The 19,392-nt window shown below is 66.2% G+C and carries 15 protein-coding genes; 2 read left to right on the plus strand and 13 right to left on the minus strand.

Translation table 11 applies throughout. The annotated features are described in order from the left end of the window. Positions 1-101: 101 nt before the first annotated feature. Positions 102-266, plus strand: a complete 165-nt coding sequence (locus WCY17_RS09980; RefSeq protein ID WP_372702034.1) for a hypothetical protein — start codon at positions 102-104, stop codon at positions 264-266. Positions 267-423: 157 nt separating this feature from the next. On the opposite strand, the gene rpoH is transcribed toward WCY17_RS09980, so the two are convergent. From rpoH to WCY17_RS10040, 12 genes are all read right to left on the minus strand, one after another. After that, positions 424-1,329 carry an RNA polymerase sigma factor RpoH gene (rpoH, locus tag WCY17_RS09985; protein ID WP_372702035.1) on the minus strand — a complete coding sequence of 302 codons (906 nt, stop codon included), beginning with the start codon at positions 1,327-1,329 and terminating at the stop codon, positions 424-426. Between the two features lie 101 nt (positions 1,330-1,430). Further along, positions 1,431-2,282 (minus strand): endonuclease/exonuclease/phosphatase family protein, encoded by an 852-nt coding sequence (locus WCY17_RS09990; protein ID WP_372702036.1) that lies wholly within the window; start codon positions 2,280-2,282, stop codon positions 1,431-1,433. A gap of 9 nt (positions 2,283-2,291) precedes the next feature. Then, the gene (gene aspS, locus WCY17_RS09995; protein WP_372702037.1) at positions 2,292-4,088 is read right to left on the minus strand and encodes an aspartate--tRNA ligase; all 1,797 of its coding nucleotides are present in this window, start codon (positions 4,086-4,088) and stop codon (positions 2,292-2,294) included. Then, entirely contained in the window at positions 4,085-4,717 is a 633-nt protein-coding gene (locus WCY17_RS10000; RefSeq protein WP_372702038.1) for a DUF502 domain-containing protein, read from the minus strand. The genes aspS and WCY17_RS10000 overlap by 4 nt, the downstream gene beginning before the upstream one ends. 30 nt (positions 4,718-4,747) lie before the next feature. Then, positions 4,748-6,034: a putative Na+/H+ antiporter gene (locus WCY17_RS10005; RefSeq protein ID WP_372702039.1), complete on the minus strand. Its 1,287-nt coding sequence runs from the start codon at positions 6,032-6,034 to the stop codon at positions 4,748-4,750. Between the two features lie 68 nt (positions 6,035-6,102). Beyond that, positions 6,103-7,713 (minus strand): GMC family oxidoreductase, encoded by a 1,611-nt coding sequence (locus WCY17_RS10010; RefSeq protein ID WP_372702040.1) that lies wholly within the window; start codon positions 7,711-7,713, stop codon positions 6,103-6,105. Between the two features lie 99 nt (positions 7,714-7,812). Beyond that, the gene (gene ubiA / locus WCY17_RS10015; protein WP_372702041.1) at positions 7,813-8,760 is read right to left on the minus strand and encodes a 4-hydroxybenzoate octaprenyltransferase; all 948 of its coding nucleotides are present in this window, start codon (positions 8,758-8,760) and stop codon (positions 7,813-7,815) included. Further along, positions 8,750-10,048, minus strand: a complete 1,299-nt coding sequence (locus WCY17_RS10020; RefSeq protein WP_372702042.1) for a TRAP transporter large permease — start codon at positions 10,046-10,048, stop codon at positions 8,750-8,752. Before WCY17_RS10020 ends, ubiA begins: the two co-directional genes overlap by 11 nt. A 45-nt stretch (positions 10,049-10,093) precedes the next feature. Then, on the minus strand, positions 10,094-10,624 hold the full coding sequence (locus tag WCY17_RS10025) for a TRAP transporter small permease (protein ID WP_372702043.1): 531 nt from the start codon (positions 10,622-10,624) through the stop codon (positions 10,094-10,096). Positions 10,625-10,681: 57 nt separating this feature from the next. Beyond that, a complete protein-coding gene (locus tag WCY17_RS10030; protein ID WP_372702044.1) occupies positions 10,682-11,665 on the minus strand; it encodes a TRAP transporter substrate-binding protein in 984 nt (327 codons plus the stop codon). 207 nt (positions 11,666-11,872) lie between these two features. Beyond that, entirely contained in the window at positions 11,873-12,349 is a 477-nt protein-coding gene (gene ssb, locus WCY17_RS10035) for a single-stranded DNA-binding protein (protein ID WP_372702045.1), read from the minus strand. 225 nt (positions 12,350-12,574) lie between these two features. Next, positions 12,575-13,771: an MFS transporter gene (locus WCY17_RS10040; RefSeq protein WP_372702046.1), complete on the minus strand. Its 1,197-nt coding sequence runs from the start codon at positions 13,769-13,771 to the stop codon at positions 12,575-12,577. Between the two features lie 99 nt (positions 13,772-13,870). Between WCY17_RS10040 and uvrA the strand changes: the two genes are divergently transcribed. Continuing rightward, entirely contained in the window at positions 13,871-16,705 is a 2,835-nt protein-coding gene (uvrA, locus tag WCY17_RS10045; RefSeq protein ID WP_372702047.1) for an excinuclease ABC subunit UvrA, read from the plus strand. Here the strand turns inward: uvrA and WCY17_RS10050 are convergent. Beyond that, positions 16,696-19,383, minus strand: a complete 2,688-nt coding sequence (locus tag WCY17_RS10050; RefSeq protein WP_372702048.1) for a diguanylate cyclase — start codon at positions 19,381-19,383, stop codon at positions 16,696-16,698. The two genes, uvrA and WCY17_RS10050, sit on opposite strands and share 10 nt — an antisense overlap. Positions 19,384-19,392 lie beyond the last annotated feature (9 nt).

Consider the following 19,392-nt stretch of genomic DNA (forward strand, 5'->3'; position numbering starts at 1 on the left):
CCACGCTTCCTTCCCACGCTCGGTCGCCCTGGCGCAGTTGCGCTTCACTTCATTCGCTGTGACCAACTTATGGCGGGACTTGCACCCACAGGAGTGCGCCCATGCTGGGCGCACAAAAAAAGGATGCCATGGCAGGCATCCTGAAAAACGTCCGCTTTGATACGAGGGGAAGAGAAGAGGCGGACGAAAGGGGTATCCTGACGCCTGGCCCGCCTGGCGATCTGGAATCGGGCGAGCCTGCAAAGCGGCAGGGATACGATGTATGACGTGGGCCGAGCAAAAAGGTTCACCCCTGCTCGGTACCAATTTGCAACCAACTGTACACTGGCTTGAGCCCGGACGAGACCGCGCAGACTGCAATCCCGGATCGCTCAACGCAGATCATGCAGCCCGGATCACGCGCTCGGAATCACACGACCCGGATCAGGCCGCCTGAAAATCGGGCGCCTGCCCCTCGAGGGCCACGCGCAGCTTCTTGAGTGCTGCGGCTTCGATCTGCCGCACCCGCTCGGCCGACACCCCGTATTCGGCGGCCAGTTCGTGCAAGGTGGCGGCCTTGTCATCAGCCAGCCAGCGCGCCCGCATGATGTGCTGCGAACGCGCATCGAGCGTGGCCAGGGCATCCTGCAGGCCCTGGCCCTGCAGCGTATCCATCTGCTGGCGTGCCAGCACCTCGGCGGGCTCCTGACCGGGATCCGACAGCCAGGCAGCGGGTGCATACTGATCTTCGGCATCGGCCGGGGCATCGAGGGCGCAGTCGGCCCCGGACATGCGCACTTCCATTTCGGCCACGTCTTCGGGGCGCACGTTGAGTTCGCGGGCGATGTCAGCGACCTGATCGGGCGCGAGGCTGGTGCCGTCGGGGCGCATGCGCCGCAGGTTGAAGAACAGCTTGCGCTGCGCCTTGGTGGTGGCCACCTTGACGAGGCGCCAGTTGCGCACCACGTATTCGTGGATTTCGGCGCGGATCCAGTGCATGGCAAACGACACCAGACGCACGCCACGGCCTGGATCGAAGCGGCGCACCGCCTTCATGAGGCCGATGTTGCCTTCCTGGATCAGGTCGGCATGGGGCAGGCCGTAGCCCAGATACTGGCGCGCCACGGACACGACCAGACGCAGATGCGACAGGATGAGATCGCGCGCGGCGTCGAGGTCATTGTGGTCGTGCAGACGGCGGCCGAGGTCGGCCTCTTGTTCGGCCGTGAGCAACGGCAGGCGGTTGACCGCCGAGATGTAGGCTTCGATGGTGCCCAGCGCTGCCGGATTGGCAATGGCCAGCGACAGCTGCGACGGCACCAGGGCCGTGGTGGTCGGTTGTGTTGTCATGTGGCTGGGGCCTCGTTCAGGGTTTTCCACTATTTTAGCACTCGAGTGGTTAGAGTGCCAATATCTGCCGGAGTTCCCGTTCAATCTGCCAGAGTTCCCGCTCAGGGCAATTCGAGATCCGCCACCAGCGGCGCATGATCCGACAGCTGCTTCCAGGGCAGGCCATGCAGCACGCGCGCCTTGCGCACGGCAAAACCGCGCTGATAGATGCGATCGAGCCGCAGCCACGGAAACATGGCCGGAAAGGTGCGCGGCGGCGGGGTCGTGCGGGCCTGGCCATGAAAGGCCAGTTCGGGCGTCGAGCGCAGGGCGGCGTCGGCCGTCCAGGGCAGGCGCTGGCGCAGGCGGGCCACCGTGTTGCGCAGGCGATACACCTCGTCCATCCCCTGCGGCGCCGCCGAAAACACCTCGACCAGCCCGAGCTGCTCGACGAACAACGGCGCGAGACGGTTGCTCCAATCGTTGAAATCACCGGCAATGAGCAGTGGCTCGGGGTCGGGCACCAGGCGCCGGATACGATCCACCAGCGCCTCGACCTGCCGCGCGCGCCCCCCCGCCAGCAGCCCCAGGTGCACCACCAGGCAATGCACCGGCACGCCGTTCATTTCGACCACGGCATGCAGCAGGCCTCGCTGCTCGAGCCGGTGATCGGAGACATCCTGATTTTCGAAGCTCAGGATGGGGTAGCGCGACAGCAGTGCATTGCCATGATCGGTGGCGGCGCGCACGGCATTGCAGCCGTAGGCGGCCTCCATGTGTAGCGCGGCGGCCAGGGACTCGTGCTGGGCATCGAGACTGACCTGCGCCTCGTTGCGCCCCTGGACTTCCTGCAGGAACAGCAGGTCGGGGCGCAGGCCGTACAGGCCCAGGCGCAGGTCGGCCAGCGACTCGCGCCCGCCCGTGGCCGAGCGGCCCTTGTGGATGTTGTAGCTGACGACGCGTATGCCCGACACACCCCCCACCTATTCTGTTTTTTCGATCTGGCGCAGCCGGATGTGCAGCTCGCGCAGCTGTTTTTCATCGACGGGTGCCGGTGCATGCGTGAGCAGATCCTGGGCGCGCTGCGTCTTGGGGAAGGCGATCACGTCACGGATCGAATCCGCCCCGGCCATCAGCGTCACCAGGCGATCCAGCCCGAAGGCCAGGCCACCATGGGGTGGCGCGCCGTACTGCAGGGCATCGAGCAGGAAGCCGAATTTCTGCCGGGCCTCGTCGTCATCGATGTGCAGGGCACGGAACACCTTGGTCTGGATCTCGGCGCGGTGGATACGCTCCGACCCCCCGCCGATCTCCCAGCCATTCATGACCATGTCATAGGCCTTGGCCAGGGCCTGGCCCGGATCGGACTCGAGCAGATCTTCGTGGCCATCCTTGGGGCTGGTGAAGGGATGATGGGCTGCCGTATAACGGCCTTCGGCCTCATCGTATTCGAACATCGGAAAATCGACCACCCACAGCGGCCGCCAGCCCGGCTCGAAGAGCCCGTTCGCGCGGCCGAACTCGCTTTGCCCGAGTTTCACGCGCAACGCCCCCAGCGCATCGTTGACCACCTTGGTCCGGTCGGCGCCAAAGAAGATCAGATCACCATCCTGGGCCCCGGTGCGTTCGATCAGGGCACGCAAGGCGGCCTCATGGATGTTCTTGACGATGGGCGACTGCAGCCCGCCCGGAATGTCTGCGGCCGAATTGACCTTGATGTAGGCCAGCCCGCGCGCCCCGTAAATGGCCACAAACCGGGTATAGGCGTCGATATCGCTGCGCGGCAGGCTGCCACCGCCAGGCACGCGCAAGGCGACCACCCGGCAGCCCGGATCATTGGCCGGACCGGAAAAAACCTTGAAGGCGACATCGCGCATCAGGTCGGCCACATCGGTGAACTCGAGCTGGACCCGCAGATCGGGCTTGTCGGAACCAAAGCGCTGCATGGCCTGGGCCCAGCTCATGACCGGAAAAGGATCCGGCAGCTCGACCTCGAGCACCTGGCGGTAGACCTCGCGCACCATGCCCTCGAACAGGCTGCGGATCTGCGTCTCGTCGAGGAACGACGTCTCGCAGTCGATCTGCGTGAATTCGGGCTGGCGATCGGCGCGCAGGTCTTCGTCGCGGAAACACTTGGTGATCTGATAATAGCGGTCGAACCCGGCCACCATCAGCAGCTGCTTGAACAACTGGGGCGACTGCGGCAGTGCGAAGAATTCGCCCGGGTTCACCCGCGACGGCACCAGGTAGTCGCGGGCGCCTTCCGGGGTGCTGCGCGTGAGCATCGGGGTTTCGATATCGATGAAGCCCTGGGCGTCCAGATAATTGCGCACCACCATGGCCACCCGGTAGCGCAGCATCAGGTTGTGCTGCATCTGCGGACGGCGCAGGTCGAGCACCCGGTGCGTCAGGCGCGTGGTTTCGGACAGATTGTCGTCATCGAGCTGGAAAGGCGGTGTAACCGAAGGGTTGAGGATCTCGAGATCCTGGCACAGGATCTCGATCTCGCCCGACGTGAGTTCGGGGTTTTGGGTGCCTTCGGGGCGGCGCCGTACCCGGCCGGTGATGCGCAGGCAGTATTCGTTGCGGATCCGCTCGGCGCGGGCGAAGACCTCGGGCGTGTCGGGGTCGACCACCACCTGGGCCAGGCCGGCGCGGTCACGCAGGTCGATGAAGATCACGCCGCCGTGGTCGCGACGCCGGTGCACCCAGCCAAACAGGGTGACGGTCTGGTCGAGGTATTGCGTGGAAACCTCGCCGGTATAGCAGGTACGGTTCAAGAAGGGCTCCGTGTCGGAAGGGTGTCTGGGGAAGTGGGGGTCGCCGGCGGGGCCACCACGCCCATGGAGATGATGTGCTTCAAGGCGGCTTCGACCGGTATGTCGAGCATGCGGACATCGCTGCGCGGCAGCATCAGAAAGAAACCCGAGGTGGGGTTGGGCGTAGTGGGCACATAGATGCTGACGTAATCCCCCGGCAGATGTGCGGCCGCCTGGACACAGGGCACCCCGGTGATGAAACCGATGGTCCACAGGCCCTCGCGCGGGTACTGCACCAGTACGGCCTCGCGAAAGGCCTGGCCGTTGGGTGCAAACACCGTGTCGCCCACCTGCTTGACCGAGTGATAGATGGAGCGCACCAGCGGAATATGACTCAGCAGGGCCTCCCAGCGGGCGAGCAGCGCCCGGCCGATGAAATTGGCGAAGATCAGCCCGGTGAAGAACACCACCACCAGCACCAGGGCCAGTTCGAACCCGGGGATATCCACCCCGAACAGAACCTCGGGCGACAGAAACGCCGGCACCAGCGAGACCAGGGTGCGGGCCAGCATGGCCAGCACCCAGATGGTGGCCACCAGCGGCAGCCAGATCAGCAGGCCGGTCATGAAGTAGCGTTTCAGAAAGCGCATGGTGCAAATGCAGGCACAAAAGCCCGCCCCCTATGAAAAGGAGCCGGGCAAAAGGAACATGATAGCAGCCACCAGCGTGGGCACGCTGGCCGCCCCCAGCAGTTTCAAGGGCGAGATCGTACCATGCGCAAAGCAGCCCTTGAGCAGCGAGAAGCCGGCCGGATTGGGCGCATTGGCGATCACCGTCAGGCCCCCGCCGGTGACCGCACCGGCCACCAGCATGTAGCGCCAGAGCTCATCGGTGCCCTCGACCAGCGAACCCAGATACGTGAGCGCCGCGTTATCGGTGACGGCGGTCAGCAGCGTGGCCCCCGCGTACAGCACATAGGGTGACAGGCCCGCCAGCAGTTCCTGCAGCCACCACTGCTGCAGCCCGCCCAGCACCACCAGACCGGCCAGGAAGAAGCCCACCATCAACCCCTCGCGCAGCAGCAGGGGCGACTGGTAACGCTTGTAGGCGTGCGCGTAGCCGATGAACAGCACCAGCAGGGCGAGAAAGATCGTCATGTGGTGCGAGGCCATGACCACGGCCAGCAGGAACAGCACGTGCACCAGCATGACCACCACCGACATGGGCCGCTGACCTTCGCCCGCGTCCAGTTCATGCTGCGGCTTGCCGATCGAGCCATCCACCAGGAACGGCCGGCAGATCCAGGTGAGCACCAGGCTGTTGATGAGTACGGCCGATACCGCGCGCCAGCCGAAATGGGTGGCCATGAAGGCCGTGTCCCAGCCGAAGGTGTGCGCCACCATGAGCACCGGTGGCGCGGCATAGGCCGTGAGCACGCCGCCGATCGAGACGTTCACGAACAGCACGCCAATGGCCAGGTACTTGAAGCCGTCCTGCCCCGGGCGGCGGAAATAGGCATCACGCAACAGCAGAGCCGCCAGCGTCATGGCCGCCGGCTCGGTGATCAGCGACCCCGACAGCGGCACCAGCGCCATCACCACGAAGAAGCGCGACAGTTCGTGGCGCACCGGTATCCAGCGCGAAACCATGTCGACCACCCGCTGCACGAGTTCGATGATGGGCCGGCTGGCGGCCACCACCATGATCACGAACACGAAGGCCGGCTCGGTGAAATTGCGCGTCTCTAGATACTGGACGGCCCCTTCGAGCCCCAGGGTCAGCGTCATCCAGACGAACAGCGCACAGGCCCAGACACCGAACACCGCTTCGACTTCGGAGAGCAGGTGCCACAGGCCGGCGTGCGCGCCCCCCTTGTTGGCCAGCCGGGCAAAAACGGGAACGGAAAAGGTATGGACGATGGCGATGGCAAAAAGAACGGTTGCCACGACTTCGGTATGACTGACCATATTCGGGTCCTGGTGATGACGGATGAGGTATCAGGGTGATGGATGCCGTATCGGCGCAAGAAGGGTGGTCAGGCAGCCAGAATCATGCGGGCGCCTTTTTCGGCAATCATGATGGTGGGCGAATTGGTGTTCCCCGAGGTGATGCGCGGCATGATCGAGGCATCGATGACGCGCAGGCCCTCGAGCCCGTGGACCCGCAACTGGGGATCGACCACCGCCTGCGGATCGACGCCCATTTTACATGTGCCCACCGGATGGAAAATCGTCGTGCCGATGTCGCCCGCCGCTGCCTCGAGCGCTTCCTGCCCCTGTACGGCGGCCCCCGGCAGATACTCTTCGGGGCGATACGGCGCCATCGCCGCCTGCGCCATGATAGTGCGCGTCAGGCGCAGCGCATCGGCCGCCACGGCACGATCGTGGGTCGTGCTCAGGTAGTTGCACAGGATTTCGGGCGCATCGGAGAACTCGGGCGTGCGCGCGCGCACATGCCCGCGGCTTTCGGGCTGCAGGTTGCAGATCGAGGCCGTCATGGCCGGGAACCGGTGCAGCGGATCGCCGAACTTGTCGAGCGACAGCGGCTGCACGTGATATTCGAGGTTGGGCCGCGGTTGCGCGGCATCCGAACGGGCAAACGCACCCAGTTGCGAAGGTGCCATCGACAGCGGCCCGCTGCGCCAGAGCAGATACTGCAGCCCCATCCAGGCCTTGCCCCACCAGGCGTTGGCCAGGGTATTGAGCGTGAGCGCCCCCTGCAGCCGGAAGATCATGCGCAACTGCAAGTGATCCTGCAGGTTCTCGCCCACCCCGGGAAGATCGTGCACCAGCGGCACGCCCAGCGCCTGCAGATGCGCGCCAGGGCCCACGCCCGACACCTGCAGCAGTTGCGGCGAGCCGATGGCCCCGGCGGCCAGGATGAGTTCGCGCCGCGCGCGCGCCTGCAGGCGCTGGCCTTCATGGGTGAATTCAACCCCCGTGGCCCGCCGGCCTTCGAACAGGATGCGGCCCACCTGGGCATGCGTCATCACCTTGAGATGATCGCGCCCCATGACGGGATGCAGGAAGGCCTTGGCCGCGTTCCAGCGTACGCCGCGCCGCTGGTTGACCTCGAAGTAATTGCAGCCGAAGTTGTCACCCCGATTGAAGTCATCGGTGCCCGGGATGCCCGCCTGCCCGGCCGCGGCACGAAAGGCATCGAGCACCTTCCAGCGCAGGCGCTGCTGCTCGACCCGCCAGGTGCCCGAGGCACCGTGGAATTCGCTCGCCCCGGCGTGATGGTCTTCGACCGCCATGAACAGCGGCAGAACGTCTTCCCAGGCCCAGCCCGTGTTGCCCAGCGCGGCCCAGCCGTCGTAGTCGGCCGCCTGGCCGCGCAGGTAGAGCATGCCGTTGATGGACGATGAGCCGCCTAGCACGCGCCCGCGCGGATAACCCAGCGCGCGCCCATTGAGGCCCGGGTCGGCCTGGGTGCGGTAGCACCAGTCGGTGCGCGGGTTGCCTATGCAGTACAGATAGCCGACCGGGATGTGGATCCAGCGCCAGTCATCCGGCCCGCCGGCTTCGAGCAGCAGCACGCGGTGCTTGCGTGACAGGCGGTTGGCCAGCAGGCAGCCGGCCGAACCGGCCCCCACAATGACATAATCGAAGTCGAGCGCACTGGCGCCGGACGGGGCATCGGGCATGATCGGTCTCCCATGGGAACTGTGCGGACCCGCCGCCGACCCACAGGCCAGGCCACAAGCGCACAGGCAATGCTTCGTGTTCTGTTGCGGCTCAGTCTACTACAGCCAGGGGCGCAGTATCGTGCCGGCCAGCGCCGCCACCACCATCAGCACCCCGACCAGCATGTTCGAGCGAAACAGGCGCAGCCCGCGTTCCGGGTGGCGCACGTCGAAGTGCACCATCTGCCATACGAAATGCGCGGCAATCACGGCCAGCACGACGAAATAAGGCCCATCCAGGCGCATGCCCAGACCAGCCGCCCCCCAGAGCACGATGGTGAGCGCGTACATGGCGCTGATCCAGGCCTTGCCCCGATCGCCAAAGCGCATGGTGACCGATTTCAGGCCCAGGCGCAGGTCATCGCGCAAATCGATGTAGCCGTAGATCGCGTCATAGCCGATCTGCCACAGGATGGCCCCCACCCACATGGCCAGCGCCGGCCAGGGCAGCATCTCGCGCGTATCGGTCCAGGCCATCAGCATGCCCCAGTTGAAGGCCGCACCCAGCACGGCCTGCGGCCAGTACGTGAAACGCTTGCACAGCGGATACACGATCACCAGCGGCACCAGCAGCAGCGCCAGCCAGCGGCTGGGCGTGTTGATGGCCAGCAGCAGCAGCGCGCACACCAGCAGTTGCGCGAACACGAACCACAGCGCCGCCCGCAGGCTGATCTGCCCGCTGGTGAGCGGCCGAAAGCGCGTGCGTTCGACCTGGTGATCGAAATCGCGGTCGAAAATATCGTTGAAACAGCAGCCCACGCAGCGCATCAGCAACGCGCCCAGCGCAAACACCACCACGCGCCACAGCGTGGGCCAGCCATCGGCCGCCTGCACCAGGGCCGCCAGCGCCGGCAGCAGCGTGAGCCAGGTGCCCACCGGCCGGTCGAGCCGGCACAGGCGCGCGTACGGCCCCCAGGTCGCCGGCAGCCAGCGCGCCACCCAGTCGTCGGGGTGCATGTCGGCGAGATCGGGCCGCGGCCGCGCAGGCCCGTGTCGACTATCGGACATGCTGAGGCAGCCAGGTGACCAGGTCGGGCCAGGCGATCAGCACGAACACCATCGCCAGCATGATCAGGAACATCGGAAAGGCCGCCTTCGCCAGATAGCCCAGGTCGTGCCGCGTCAGCCCCTGCAGGATGAACAGGTTGAAGCCGACCGGCGGCGTGATCTGGGCCATCTCGACCGTGATGACGATGAAGATGCCGAACCAGATCGGATCGATCCCCGCCTGGGCGATGATGGGCTGCACGATGGACACCGTGAGCACGACGATGGAGATGCCGTCCAGAAACATGCCCAGCACGATGTAGAACACCAGCAGCGCCATGAGCAGTTCGAACTGGGTCAGGCCCAGCGTGCCGATCCAGGTGGCCAGCATGCGCGGCAAGCCGACGAAACCCATGGCCAGGGTCAGGAACGCCGCGCCGGCCAGCAGCAGCGCAATCATGGCCGAGGTGCGGGTGGCGTTCATCAGGCTGGCCAGAAACATGGGCCAGGTAATGGCCCGCTGCAGCACGGCAATGATGAGCGCGCCCAGCACGCCCACCGCCGCCGCCTCGGTGGCGGTGGCCAGCCCCATGTACATGGAGCCGATCACCGCGATGATCAGGCTGACCACCGGCAGCAGCCCACGCGCCCGGCGCAGTTTCTCGCGCAGGACAATGCGGGGTTCCTGATCGGGCGCCCAATCTGGCGACAGGCGCGCAGCCACCCCCGCATAGAGCATGAACAGCAGCGCCAGCACGATACCGGGCAGAATACCGGCGATGAACAGCTTGCTGATCGATTCGTTGATCGTCACCCCGTACACGATGAGGATCAGCGAAGGCGGGATCAGCAGACCCAGCGTGGCGGCCCCGGCCAGGGTGCCCATGATCAGGCCCTCGGGGTAGCGCCGCTGGCGCAGTTCGGGGATGGTGATCTGCCCCACCGTGACGCAGGTGGCTGCCGAAGACCCGGACACCGCGGCAAACACGGCGCTGCCCACGATATTCGTGTGCAGCAGCCCGCCCGGCAGGCGGGACAGCCAGGGCGACAGGCCCTTGAACATGTCCGATGACAGGCGCGTGCAGTGCAGGATTTCGCCCATCCAGATGAACAGGGGCAGCGCGGTCAGCGACCAGGCCGTGGAAGAGCGCCACAGGATCGTCATCATCGCATCGCCCGTCGGGCGGGAGGCGAAGAACTCCATGCCCAGATAGGCGCACCCCAGCAGCGAGAGGCCGATCCACAGGCCGCTGCCCAGCAGCAGGGCCAGAATGAGCAGGAACAGGCCGACGATGATCAATGGATCCATGGAGACACCTGCATGGAGAGACGGGAGATGGCTGGCGGATTCGCCCTAGCTGCCGAGGTCATCGGCTGCATGAGCGATATTGTCGTGCCCGCAAAAGAGCATGGACAGCAGATTGTCCAGAAAGCACAGGGCCAGGATCACGGCCCCCACGGCCACCGGCGTCTGCACCACCCACAGCGCGGAGGCGTCCTGCCCCTGGCTGACATCGCCCAGCATCCAGGACCAGTACACCATGCTGACGGCGTGCCAGGCCAGGGCCACGCACAACACGCTTGCCGCCGCATGGCAGACGAGTTCGAGCGCCCGGCGGCGCCCCCCGGTGAGGCGCCCCAGCAGCAGGTTGACGCGCACGTGCCCGCCGCGATTGAGGGTATAGGCAAAGGCCAGGAACGACGCAGCCGCCATCAGGTAGCCGGCGTAATCCGTGGCGCCCGGCAGGCTCCAGCCGAGCGCCCGAAACAGCATCTGCAGGATCACGGTGACAAACAGCAGAAAAATGCACAGGGCAGACAGCCCCCCTGCCGCCAGATAGACGAGATCCAGCGTTTTGCGCAGCCTGTGCCGGGGCGCGCTCAAGAGCGCTGCCCCAAGGCCCGGGCCCGCGAGGGGCCCGGGGTCAGAACGGCGCGGTCTTCAGGACTGGGGCTTGCGGTAGGCATCGAGTATCTTCTGCCCGTCTGCGCCGGCCTTCTGCAGCCATTCTGTGGTCATGGTCTCGCCCACCTTGGCCAGGCCCTGCTTGAGGTCTGCGCTGGGTTCGAGCACCTGGATGCCGTTGTCGACCAGTTTCTGCTGGTACTGGGCAGACAGATCCTTGGCGGTTTGCAGGCCGCGATCGTAGGCTTCGTTGCCGCACTCGACGAGTGCCGCACGGGTGGCGTCATCGAGCCCGTTCCAGACCTTCTTGTTGACGAACACCGTGTTGCGGGGCAGCCAGGCCTGCACGGCATAGTAATACTTGAGGCCGGATTCCCAGACCTTGCTGTCGACCCCCGTGGTGCTGGAGGTCATGATGGCATCGACCACGCCCGTGGCCAGGGCCTGGCTGAGGTCGGCCGCCTCGACCTGCACCGGCACCAGCCCGGTGAGTTCGGCGATGCGCGTCTGGGCCGCATTGTAGGTGCGGAACTTGATGCCCTTGAGATCATCCATGGTGTGGATCTCTTTCTTGGTGTAGAGATCGCTGGATGGCCAGGGCACGGAATACAGGTAGACCAGATTCTGCTTGTCGAGGACTTCTTCCATGACCGGCAGCCCGGCCTTCCAGAGCTTGTCGGACGCATCGAAGGACGTGGCCAGGAACGGAATGGCCTCGAGCCCGTAGATGGGGTTTTCGTTTTCGTGCGCCGACAGCACCCGTTCGCCGATGTTGACCTGGCCGGTCTGTACGGCCCGCTTGATGTCGTCACCACCGAACAGCGAGCCATTGGGGTGGGTGACGATGTCGAGCTTGCCGCTGGTCTTGTCGTGTACGCAGGTGCCGAAATCGGCGGCATTGATTGAATGGTAGTTGGCTGCAGGATAGGCCAGCGGCATATCCCATTTCTCGGCATGAGCCGCCAGCGACAGGGTGCCCAGTGCCATGGCGGCAACGAGGCAGGTACGTGCTTTGGCCATTGATTTGTCTCCTGAAGGGTACGGGTGACGCATGATTGAAACAATATAGCAGAGAACTGGGCGTGTCCCGCCCTTGGTACATTGATCGCGCCGACCAGATCGGCGCATTGGCCGTTCCTGCTGGCCGCCGGGCCGAAGTTCATGTTTGAAGGCGTGCAGGACGCGGTTTGCCGCAGGCCTGATCAACAAAAATGCACCCGGTGAATTTCAGAACGGGATGTCGTCATCCATGTCGGACAGGTCGGCGGCCGCCGCGGGTGCCGCCGGGCGGGCCTGCTGGGCGGGGCGCTGGGGTGCCGGCCGGCGGGCCGGGGCCTGGTCGAAGCCGGCGTCTGTGTCGGCGCTGTCGCGCCCACCCAGCATCTGCATCTGGTCGGCCACGATTTCGGTGCTGTAGCGATCCGCCCCGGTTTCCTTGTCTTGCCACTTGCGCGTGCGCAGGCGCCCTTCAATGTAGACCGAACGGCCCTTTTTGAGGTATTCGCCCGCGATTTCGGCCAGCCGGTTGAACAGCACCACGCGATGCCATTCGGTTTCTTCGCGGCGCTCGCCCGTGGCCTTGTCTTTCCATTGGCTGGAGGTGGCCAGCGCCAGATTGCAGATGGCGGCCCCATCGGGGCTGTAGCGCACTTCGGGGTCGCGCCCGAGGTTGCCGACGAGGATGACTTTGTTGACTGAGGCCATGGTGGTTCCTGTGCGTGAGGGACAAAGCCCGATTATGCCCATAACGGCATGCCGGGCCCCATCGTGAAGACATGAACGGGACATTATCGCCCAAGCGGGATTTGCGCTACAAGCGCGCCGGCAAGACGGCGTGACCCCCGCTCCGGCCTCCCTGCCAAACCCTCTGCCAAACCCTCTGCCGAGCCCTTCTGCCAAGTCCCCGGCCAAGCTTGCTGCCGAACGCCCCTACAGGCGCACCTCTTTGAAACCCCGCGCCGTGTACAGCCAGACCACCGCCAGCATGGCACAGACCCAGAACACCATGGAGGGCCCGCTGGCGCGCACCAGCATGCCGCCCGCCAGGCTGCCCGCGAACACCCCCAGCGACTGGGCCGTGTTGTAGAACCCCAGCGCCAGCCCCTTGTAGCTGGGTGGCGCCACATGCGACACCAGCGACGGCTGCAGGGCCTCGAGGATGTTGAAGGCCACGAAGAAACCCACCAGCGCCGCCGCCACCGGCCAGAACCAACCCGAGATCCAGGGCAGTACCGCCAGCACCACCGCCAGGCCCAGCACCGCCCACTCGAGCGCGTACTTGTGTACCTTGCGGGTTTCTGTATAGAAGACCGCCGGCACCATGAAGACGAACGACAGCAGAATGACCGGCAGGTAGACCTTCCAGAGACTGGCCGAGGTGTAGTCGCCCAGCCGCCCCAGCAGGCCCGGCGTGACCATGAACAGCGCCATCAGGATGAAATGCAGGCAGAACACCCCGAAGTTCAGGCGCAGCAGATCGCGATGGGCCAGCACGTCGTGTGCCGACGCCTGCACGATGTCGGCCTCGGAGCGCGGCACGGCGGGCACGAAGAACATGGCGATCAGCAGGCACACGAAACCCAGCAGGCTGATTGCCCAGAACAGGCCCGACAGGCCGAACGCCCCCACCAGCATGGGCGAGAGCACCAGCGACAGGGCAAACGAGATGCCGATCGAACCGCCCACCATGGCCATGGCGCGCGTACGCACTTCGGGGCGCGTGGCATCCGCGATCCAGGCCGTGATGGCCGCCGACACGGCACCCAGGCCCTGAATGATGCGCCCCACCGTGACCCAGTCGACATCGTCGGTGAGCGCGCACACTACCCCGCCCAGCACGAACAGCAGCATGCCGAACACGATGATCGGCCGGCGCCCGTAGCGGTCGGAGGCCATGCCCAGCGGGATCTGCATGATCGCCTGGGTGAGCCCGTAGGCCCCCAGCGCAAGCCCCACGCGCACCGGATCGTTGCCACCCACCAGGGTCTGCGCAGCCACCGCGAAGATGGGGGTGAGCAGGAACAGGCCCAGCATGCGCGCGGCAAACAACAGGGCCAGCGAGATGCTGCTGCGCCGCTCGAGGGGAGTGAGCCGCAGGGCAGGAGTGGGAGCAGAAGAACGGGCCATGTGCGCGCCATAGAACAGTGAGAGGCCCTTCGATTGTAAACAGGGCTGCGCGTTATAGTAGCAAGTTGCCCGTCGAAAAACCTGAACCGCCCCACCCGCATGGACGTCATCGGTATCCGTGGTGCCCGCACCCACAACCTGAAGAATCTGTCGCTCGAGATCCCGCGCCGGCAACTCGTGGTCGTCACCGGGCTGTCGGGGTCGGGCAAGTCGTCGCTGGCCTTCGATACGCTGTATGCCGAAGGCCAGCGGCGCTATGTCGAAAGCCTGTCGGCCTACGCACGCCAGTTCCTGCAGATGATGGACAAGCCCGATGTGGACGTGATCACCGGCCTGTCGCCCGCCATCGCCATCGAGCAGAAAACCGCCGGCCACAACCCGCGCTCCACCGTGGGCACGGTGACCGAGATCCATGATTACCTGCGCCTGCTGTACGCCCGGGTGGGCACCCCGTACTGCCCTGAACATGGCGTGCCCCTGCAGGCCCACAGCGTCAGCCAGATGGTCGACCAGACCCTGGCCCTGCCCGAGGGTACGCGCATCGCCGTGCTCGCCCCGCTGGCGCGGGCCAGTCGCGATGACCTGGGCGACGAATGCCGCCGCCTGCAGGCGCTGGGTTTCATGCGCGTACGCGTCAACGGCAGCCAGCACCTGCTCGATGGCAGTGTGCCCACGCCCGTGAGCGACGGCCCCTGGGACCTGGACGTGGTGGTCGATCGCCTGCGCGTGCGCCCGGACGCGCGCCAGCGCCTGGCCGACAGCCTCGAGACGGCGCTCGAACTGGCGCGTGGCCGGGTGCGCGTGCTCGACATGGACCGCCACACCGAGGCCGCGTACTCGGTGGATTACGCCTGCCCGCTGTGCGGCCACACGCAAGAGCCGCTCGAACCACGCCTGTTCAGCTTCAACAACCCGGCCGGTGCCTGCCCCGAGTGCAAGGGCCTGGGCCAGGTCGACGCCTTCGATCCCGAACGCGTGGTCGCCCTGCCCGAACTCAGCCTGGCAGGCGGTGCCATCCATGGCTGGGATCGCCGCAACGCCTTCAGCTACGCCACCATGGCCAGCCTCGCACAGCACTACGGCTTCGAGCTCGAAACCCCCTATCAGGATCTGGACCCGGCCATCCAGCAGGCCATCCTGCATGGTTCGGGCGACACCCCCATCGCCTTCCAGTATCTGGGCGAAGGCGGCCTGCCCGTGCTCAGGCAACACCCCTTCGAAGGGGTCATCCCCAATCTCGAACGCCGCTGGCGCGAGACCCACTCGAATGCGGTGCGCGACGAACTCGCACGCCTGCGTCGCAGCACGCCCTGTCCGGCCTGCCACGGCACCCGCCTGGGCCGCACGGCGCGGCATGTGCGTCTGGGCGATCAGGCCATCTACCAGCTCGAAGCCCTGTCCCTGGCCGATTGCCGGGCCTGGTTCACGCACTGGCAGCCCACGGGCGCACGCCGCGAGGTGGCCGCCCGCATCGTGCATGAAATCCGCGCCCGGCTCGATTTCCTGAACGACGTGGGGCTGGACTATCTCACGCTGGACCGCGGCACCAACACCCTCTCGGGGGGCGAATCGCAACGCATCCGCCTGGCCAGCCAGATCGGCTCGGGGCTCACCGGGGTCATGTACGTGCTCGACGAACCCTCCATCGGCCTGCACCAGCGCGACAACCAGCGCCTCATCCACAGCCTGCAGCAATTGCGCGACCTGGGCAACAGCGTGATCGTCGTCGAGCACGACGAAGACATGATCCGCGCGGCCGACCACGTGATCGACATGGGCCCGGGGGCGGGCGAGCTCGGGGGTCACCTGGTGGCCCAGGGCACCCCGGCGCAAGTGGCTGCCTGTGCCGCCTCGCTCACCGGCCAATATCTGGCCGGCACGCGCCGCATTCCCGTACCCGGGCGGCGCGCCGTGCCCGACGGGCACTCATGGCTGGTTCTGCGCGGCTGCTCAGGCAACAACCTGAAACATATCGACTTCGAACTGCCGATCGGGCGCTTTGTCTGCGTCACCGGCGTCTCGGGCTCGGGCAAATCCACCCTCGTCAACGACACCCTGGTCCCCGCGCTGGGGCGTGCCCTGCAGCGCGCCCAGGCCCAGCCGGCGCCCTTTGACGCACTCGAAGGCCTGAGCCATTTCGACAAGATCATCAGCATCGACCAGGAACCCATCGGGCGCACGCCGCGCAGCAACCCGGCCACCTACACCGGCCTGTTCACGCCCCTGCGCGAACTCTTTGCCGGTGTGCCGGAAGCCCGCCTGCGCGGCTACGACGCGGGCCGCTTCTCCTTCAACGTCAAGGGGGGCCGCTGCGAAGCCTGCCAGGGGGACGGCGTGGTGCGGGTCGAAATGCACTTCCTGCCCGACATGTACGTGCCCTGCGAAGTCTGCCAGGGGCGCCGTTACAACCGCGAAACCCTGGACATCCGCTACCGCGGCCTGAACATCAGCCAGGTGCTCGAGCTGACCGTCGCCCAGGCCCTGGACCTGTTTGCCGCCGTGCCATCCGTGGCCCGCAAGCTGCAGACCCTGGCCGACGTGGGCCTGGCCTACCTGCGGCTGGGGCAGAGTGCGACCACCCTCTCGGGGGGCGAGGCCCAGCGCATCAAACTGGCCCAGGAACTCTCGCGGCGGGGCACCGAACGCACCCTGTACGTACTCGACGAACCCACCACCGGCCTGCACTTCGAAGACATCGCCGTATTGCTGCGCGTCCTGCAGCGGCTGGTCGACAGCGGCAGCACCGTGCTGGTCATCGAGCACAACATGGACGTGATCAAGACGGCCGACTGGGTGGTCGACCTGGGCCCCGAAGGCGGCGCGGGGGGCGGTGCCATCGTGGCTGCCGGCACCCCTGAAGACCTGGCCGCCTGCGCGGCCAGCCACACCGGCCACTGGCTGGCCCCCGTGCTCCGATCCCGCCCTCAGGCCTGACCCGCCACGATCACCCGGTTGCGCCCGTCCCGCTTGGCCTGGTAGAGCGCGTCATCGGCGCGCCGGATCAGGTCCTCTACCCCCACCAGATGACCTGGCACCTGCTGGGCCACCCCGATGCTGATCGTCAGGCGCCCCATCACACCCAGCGGATGCACGATGCCCAGATCCTGGATCTTGCGGCGCACGGTGTCGGCCAGCCGGCCGGCGGCCGCCACATCCAGCCCCGGCACGATGACGGCAAATTCTTCACCGCCATAGCGGGCGGCCAGGTCGGCCGGGCGCTGCAACGCCGCCTGCAGCACGGCGGCCAGGCGCGACAGGACCTGGTCCCCCGCCTGATGGCCATAGCGGTCGTTGTAGGCCTTGAAATAATCCACGTCCAGCATGAGCAGACTGAGCGGCTCGCCCGAACGCCGTGCACGGGCCCATTCCTTGGCGAGCACCTGGTCGAAATGACGCCGGTTCGCCAGGCCCGTCAGCCCATCGGTGAGCGACAGCGCCTGCAGCCGCGCATTGGCCAGCGTGAGTGCCTCGGTGCGCTCGGCCACCTGCTGCTCGAGCTGGCTGGCATGCGCCTGCATATGCCGGGCCATCCGGCTCAGGGCACGCGACAGCGTGGCGATCTCGCGCACCGGGCTGTGTACGGGCTCCGTGCGACCACTCTGATCATGCGCCAGCTGCTCGGCCCAGACGCTGAGCTCGCGCAAGGGGCGCGAGAACCACCAGGCCAGCCCGAAGGCCAGCAGCGTGCCCATCAGCCAGAAGCCCATCACCAGCAGACCGATGCGCAACAGAATCCCCTCGATTGACTCGGTATAGCGGTCTTCGGGCAGCGCAAGCGCCAGCTGCAGGCGCGGCCCGTTGGGCAGTTCGAGCGAACGCCAGTGCAGCAGCGTACGCACACCATCCACCCTCATCCAGTACTGACCGGTCGATTCGCGGCTCTCGTGGATCCATTCCATACCCTGACGCACCTCGGGCAGGGGGCTGTGCACGGCCTGGGTATACATGAAACCATCGCGCATCGGCTGGCCCAGGGCCTGCGGCGACGAGGCCGCCAGCAAGGTACCATCGGGCAGCGTCAGCCAGGCCAGCCCGGAAAGGGGCGCCATTTCATCGCGCAGCAGCTCGTTGATCTGGGCCAGCGCCACATCGGCCATCAACACCCCGGTCGGTTGCCCCTGCGCATCACGCAGTTGCAATGACATGCCGATACCCCAGTCCTCGTAGAGCATGGCCGCATCCTGCAGCGCATACGGATCGGGCAGATTCCAGTGCAGGCCTGGCGTATCCGCAGCGCTGCGGTAGCGTGCATGCGAGCGCATGTCGACGTAGCGATCGCCCAGCGACTCGAGCGGCCCGTGCCGGTTGGCATCATCCACATGGAACTTGCGCATCCGGCCATCCAGCCTCATGTCCGACTCGAGAATCCGCAGGCTGGATACGCCCCCCTGCCAGGTACGGCTGGCCGCCCAGAAGCGGCCATCCTCACGTGCAAAGCCCAGCAACGTCAGGTGCGGCTGGGCACGCAGCTGCAACATGAAGCTGTCCAGCATCGCTGCGGGATCGCGTGCCTGGATCAGGCGCCCGTGCCACTGCCCCTGATTGAAGGTCAGCACACTGCCCGGAATCCCGAAAGCCGATGCCAGACGCCCGCGAATGAGGCCGCCCAACTCGGTGACCTGCTGTTCTTCGAGTATCCGTACGGCACGGATCGAGGCACCATAGACCCACCAGCCGGTAAGCCCGGCGATGATGGGCAGCGGCACCAGCACGGCCAGCAGAATGAACGTGCGCAGCGAGGTCAGCCCATCGCGCGGCAGGCGACGCAGCCGCTTGTGCAGGGTGCCGCTGTGCCGCCACCACAGCGCCAGCACCGCAAGCGCCAGCAGCAGGCCCAGCACCCGGATCAAGCCCGCCCATGCGGCCGGGTAGGCCGCCAGCGTGCGGCTGGGCACGGCACGCAGCCACCAGACCTGATCAGGCAGTTCGAGGCGCGTCTCGCTGCGGTGGTTCACGGGCAATTCGACGGGCCCGTGCAGCAGATGCTCCACCCCATCGGCATCTTCCTGGCGGATCTGCAGTTCGAACGGCACATCGTCGCCCGCCAGCCCCTGGCGCTGCAGCATCCCGTGCCAGTCCAGCGACAGCACCACATGCCCGCGATACCGGTCCTTGTCATCCTGGCGATAAAAGGGGCTGCGCAGCAATACCCCCGGACGCCCGGTCTGCAGCAGACGCGGCACCGGATCGAGTATGGTGCCGCGACGTGCCAGCATGCGCTGGATACCGCCCATGTATTCCGGATGCCGGCCATAGTCCAGGTCCACGATGCCTTCATTGCCGGCGGGCGGCGCCACGCGGCGCAGGCTCAGGCCGTCTATCCAGGACTGGCTGATCAGTTCGGGGTGCTGGCGGTGCAGCTCGGCTGTCCAGAGGTCGAAGGGCTGGATTTCATCCCCTTCGGCCACGGCCAGGGCTTCGGCCAGCCGCTCGTTGATCTCGACCAGGCTCAGCAGATACGCCTCCAGATTTCGTGTACCCGCCTCGAGCCGCTGCTGCACCTGCTGCGTCGCCTGCGCGGCATGGCGCACCCGATCGATTCGTTCTATCGCCAGGGTTCCAGCGTATATGGCCAGCAGCAGGAAAAAGAAGAAAAGATGCTTTCTGACCATGTACGGACC

This window comes from Castellaniella sp., assembly GCF_041677825.1.
In the GTDB taxonomy this organism is placed as follows: Bacteria; Pseudomonadota; Gammaproteobacteria; order Burkholderiales; family Burkholderiaceae_B; genus Castellaniella.

Coding starts and splice junctions, on each gene's coding strand:
- WCY17_RS10010 (WP_372702040.1), bottom strand. CDS start 7,713: ATGCCCGATGCCCCGTCCGGCGCCAGTGCGCTCGACTTCGATTATGTC.
- ubiA (WP_372702041.1), bottom strand. CDS start 8,760: ATGTCCGATAGTCGACACGGGCCTGCGCGGCCGCGGCCCGATCTCGCC.
- WCY17_RS10000 (WP_372702038.1), bottom strand. CDS start 4,717: ATGCGCTTTCTGAAACGCTACTTCATGACCGGCCTGCTGATCTGGCTG.
- WCY17_RS09980 (WP_372702034.1), top strand. CDS start 102: ATGCTGGGCGCACAAAAAAAGGATGCCATGGCAGGCATCCTGAAAAAC.
- WCY17_RS10030 (WP_372702044.1), bottom strand. CDS start 11,665: ATGGCCAAAGCACGTACCTGCCTCGTTGCCGCCATGGCACTGGGCACC.
- rpoH (WP_372702035.1), bottom strand. CDS start 1,329: ATGACAACACAACCGACCACCACGGCCCTGGTGCCGTCGCAGCTGTCG.
- WCY17_RS10005 (WP_372702039.1), bottom strand. CDS start 6,034: ATGGTCAGTCATACCGAAGTCGTGGCAACCGTTCTTTTTGCCATCGCC.
- ssb (WP_372702045.1), bottom strand. CDS start 12,349: ATGGCCTCAGTCAACAAAGTCATCCTCGTCGGCAACCTCGGGCGCGAC.
- WCY17_RS10050 (WP_372702048.1), bottom strand. CDS start 19,383: ATGGTCAGAAAGCATCTTTTCTTCTTTTTCCTGCTGCTGGCCATATAC.
- uvrA (WP_372702047.1), top strand. CDS start 13,871: ATGGACGTCATCGGTATCCGTGGTGCCCGCACCCACAACCTGAAGAAT.
- WCY17_RS10020 (WP_372702042.1), bottom strand. CDS start 10,048: ATGGATCCATTGATCATCGTCGGCCTGTTCCTGCTCATTCTGGCCCTG.
- WCY17_RS10040 (WP_372702046.1), bottom strand. CDS start 13,771: ATGGCCCGTTCTTCTGCTCCCACTCCTGCCCTGCGGCTCACTCCCCTC.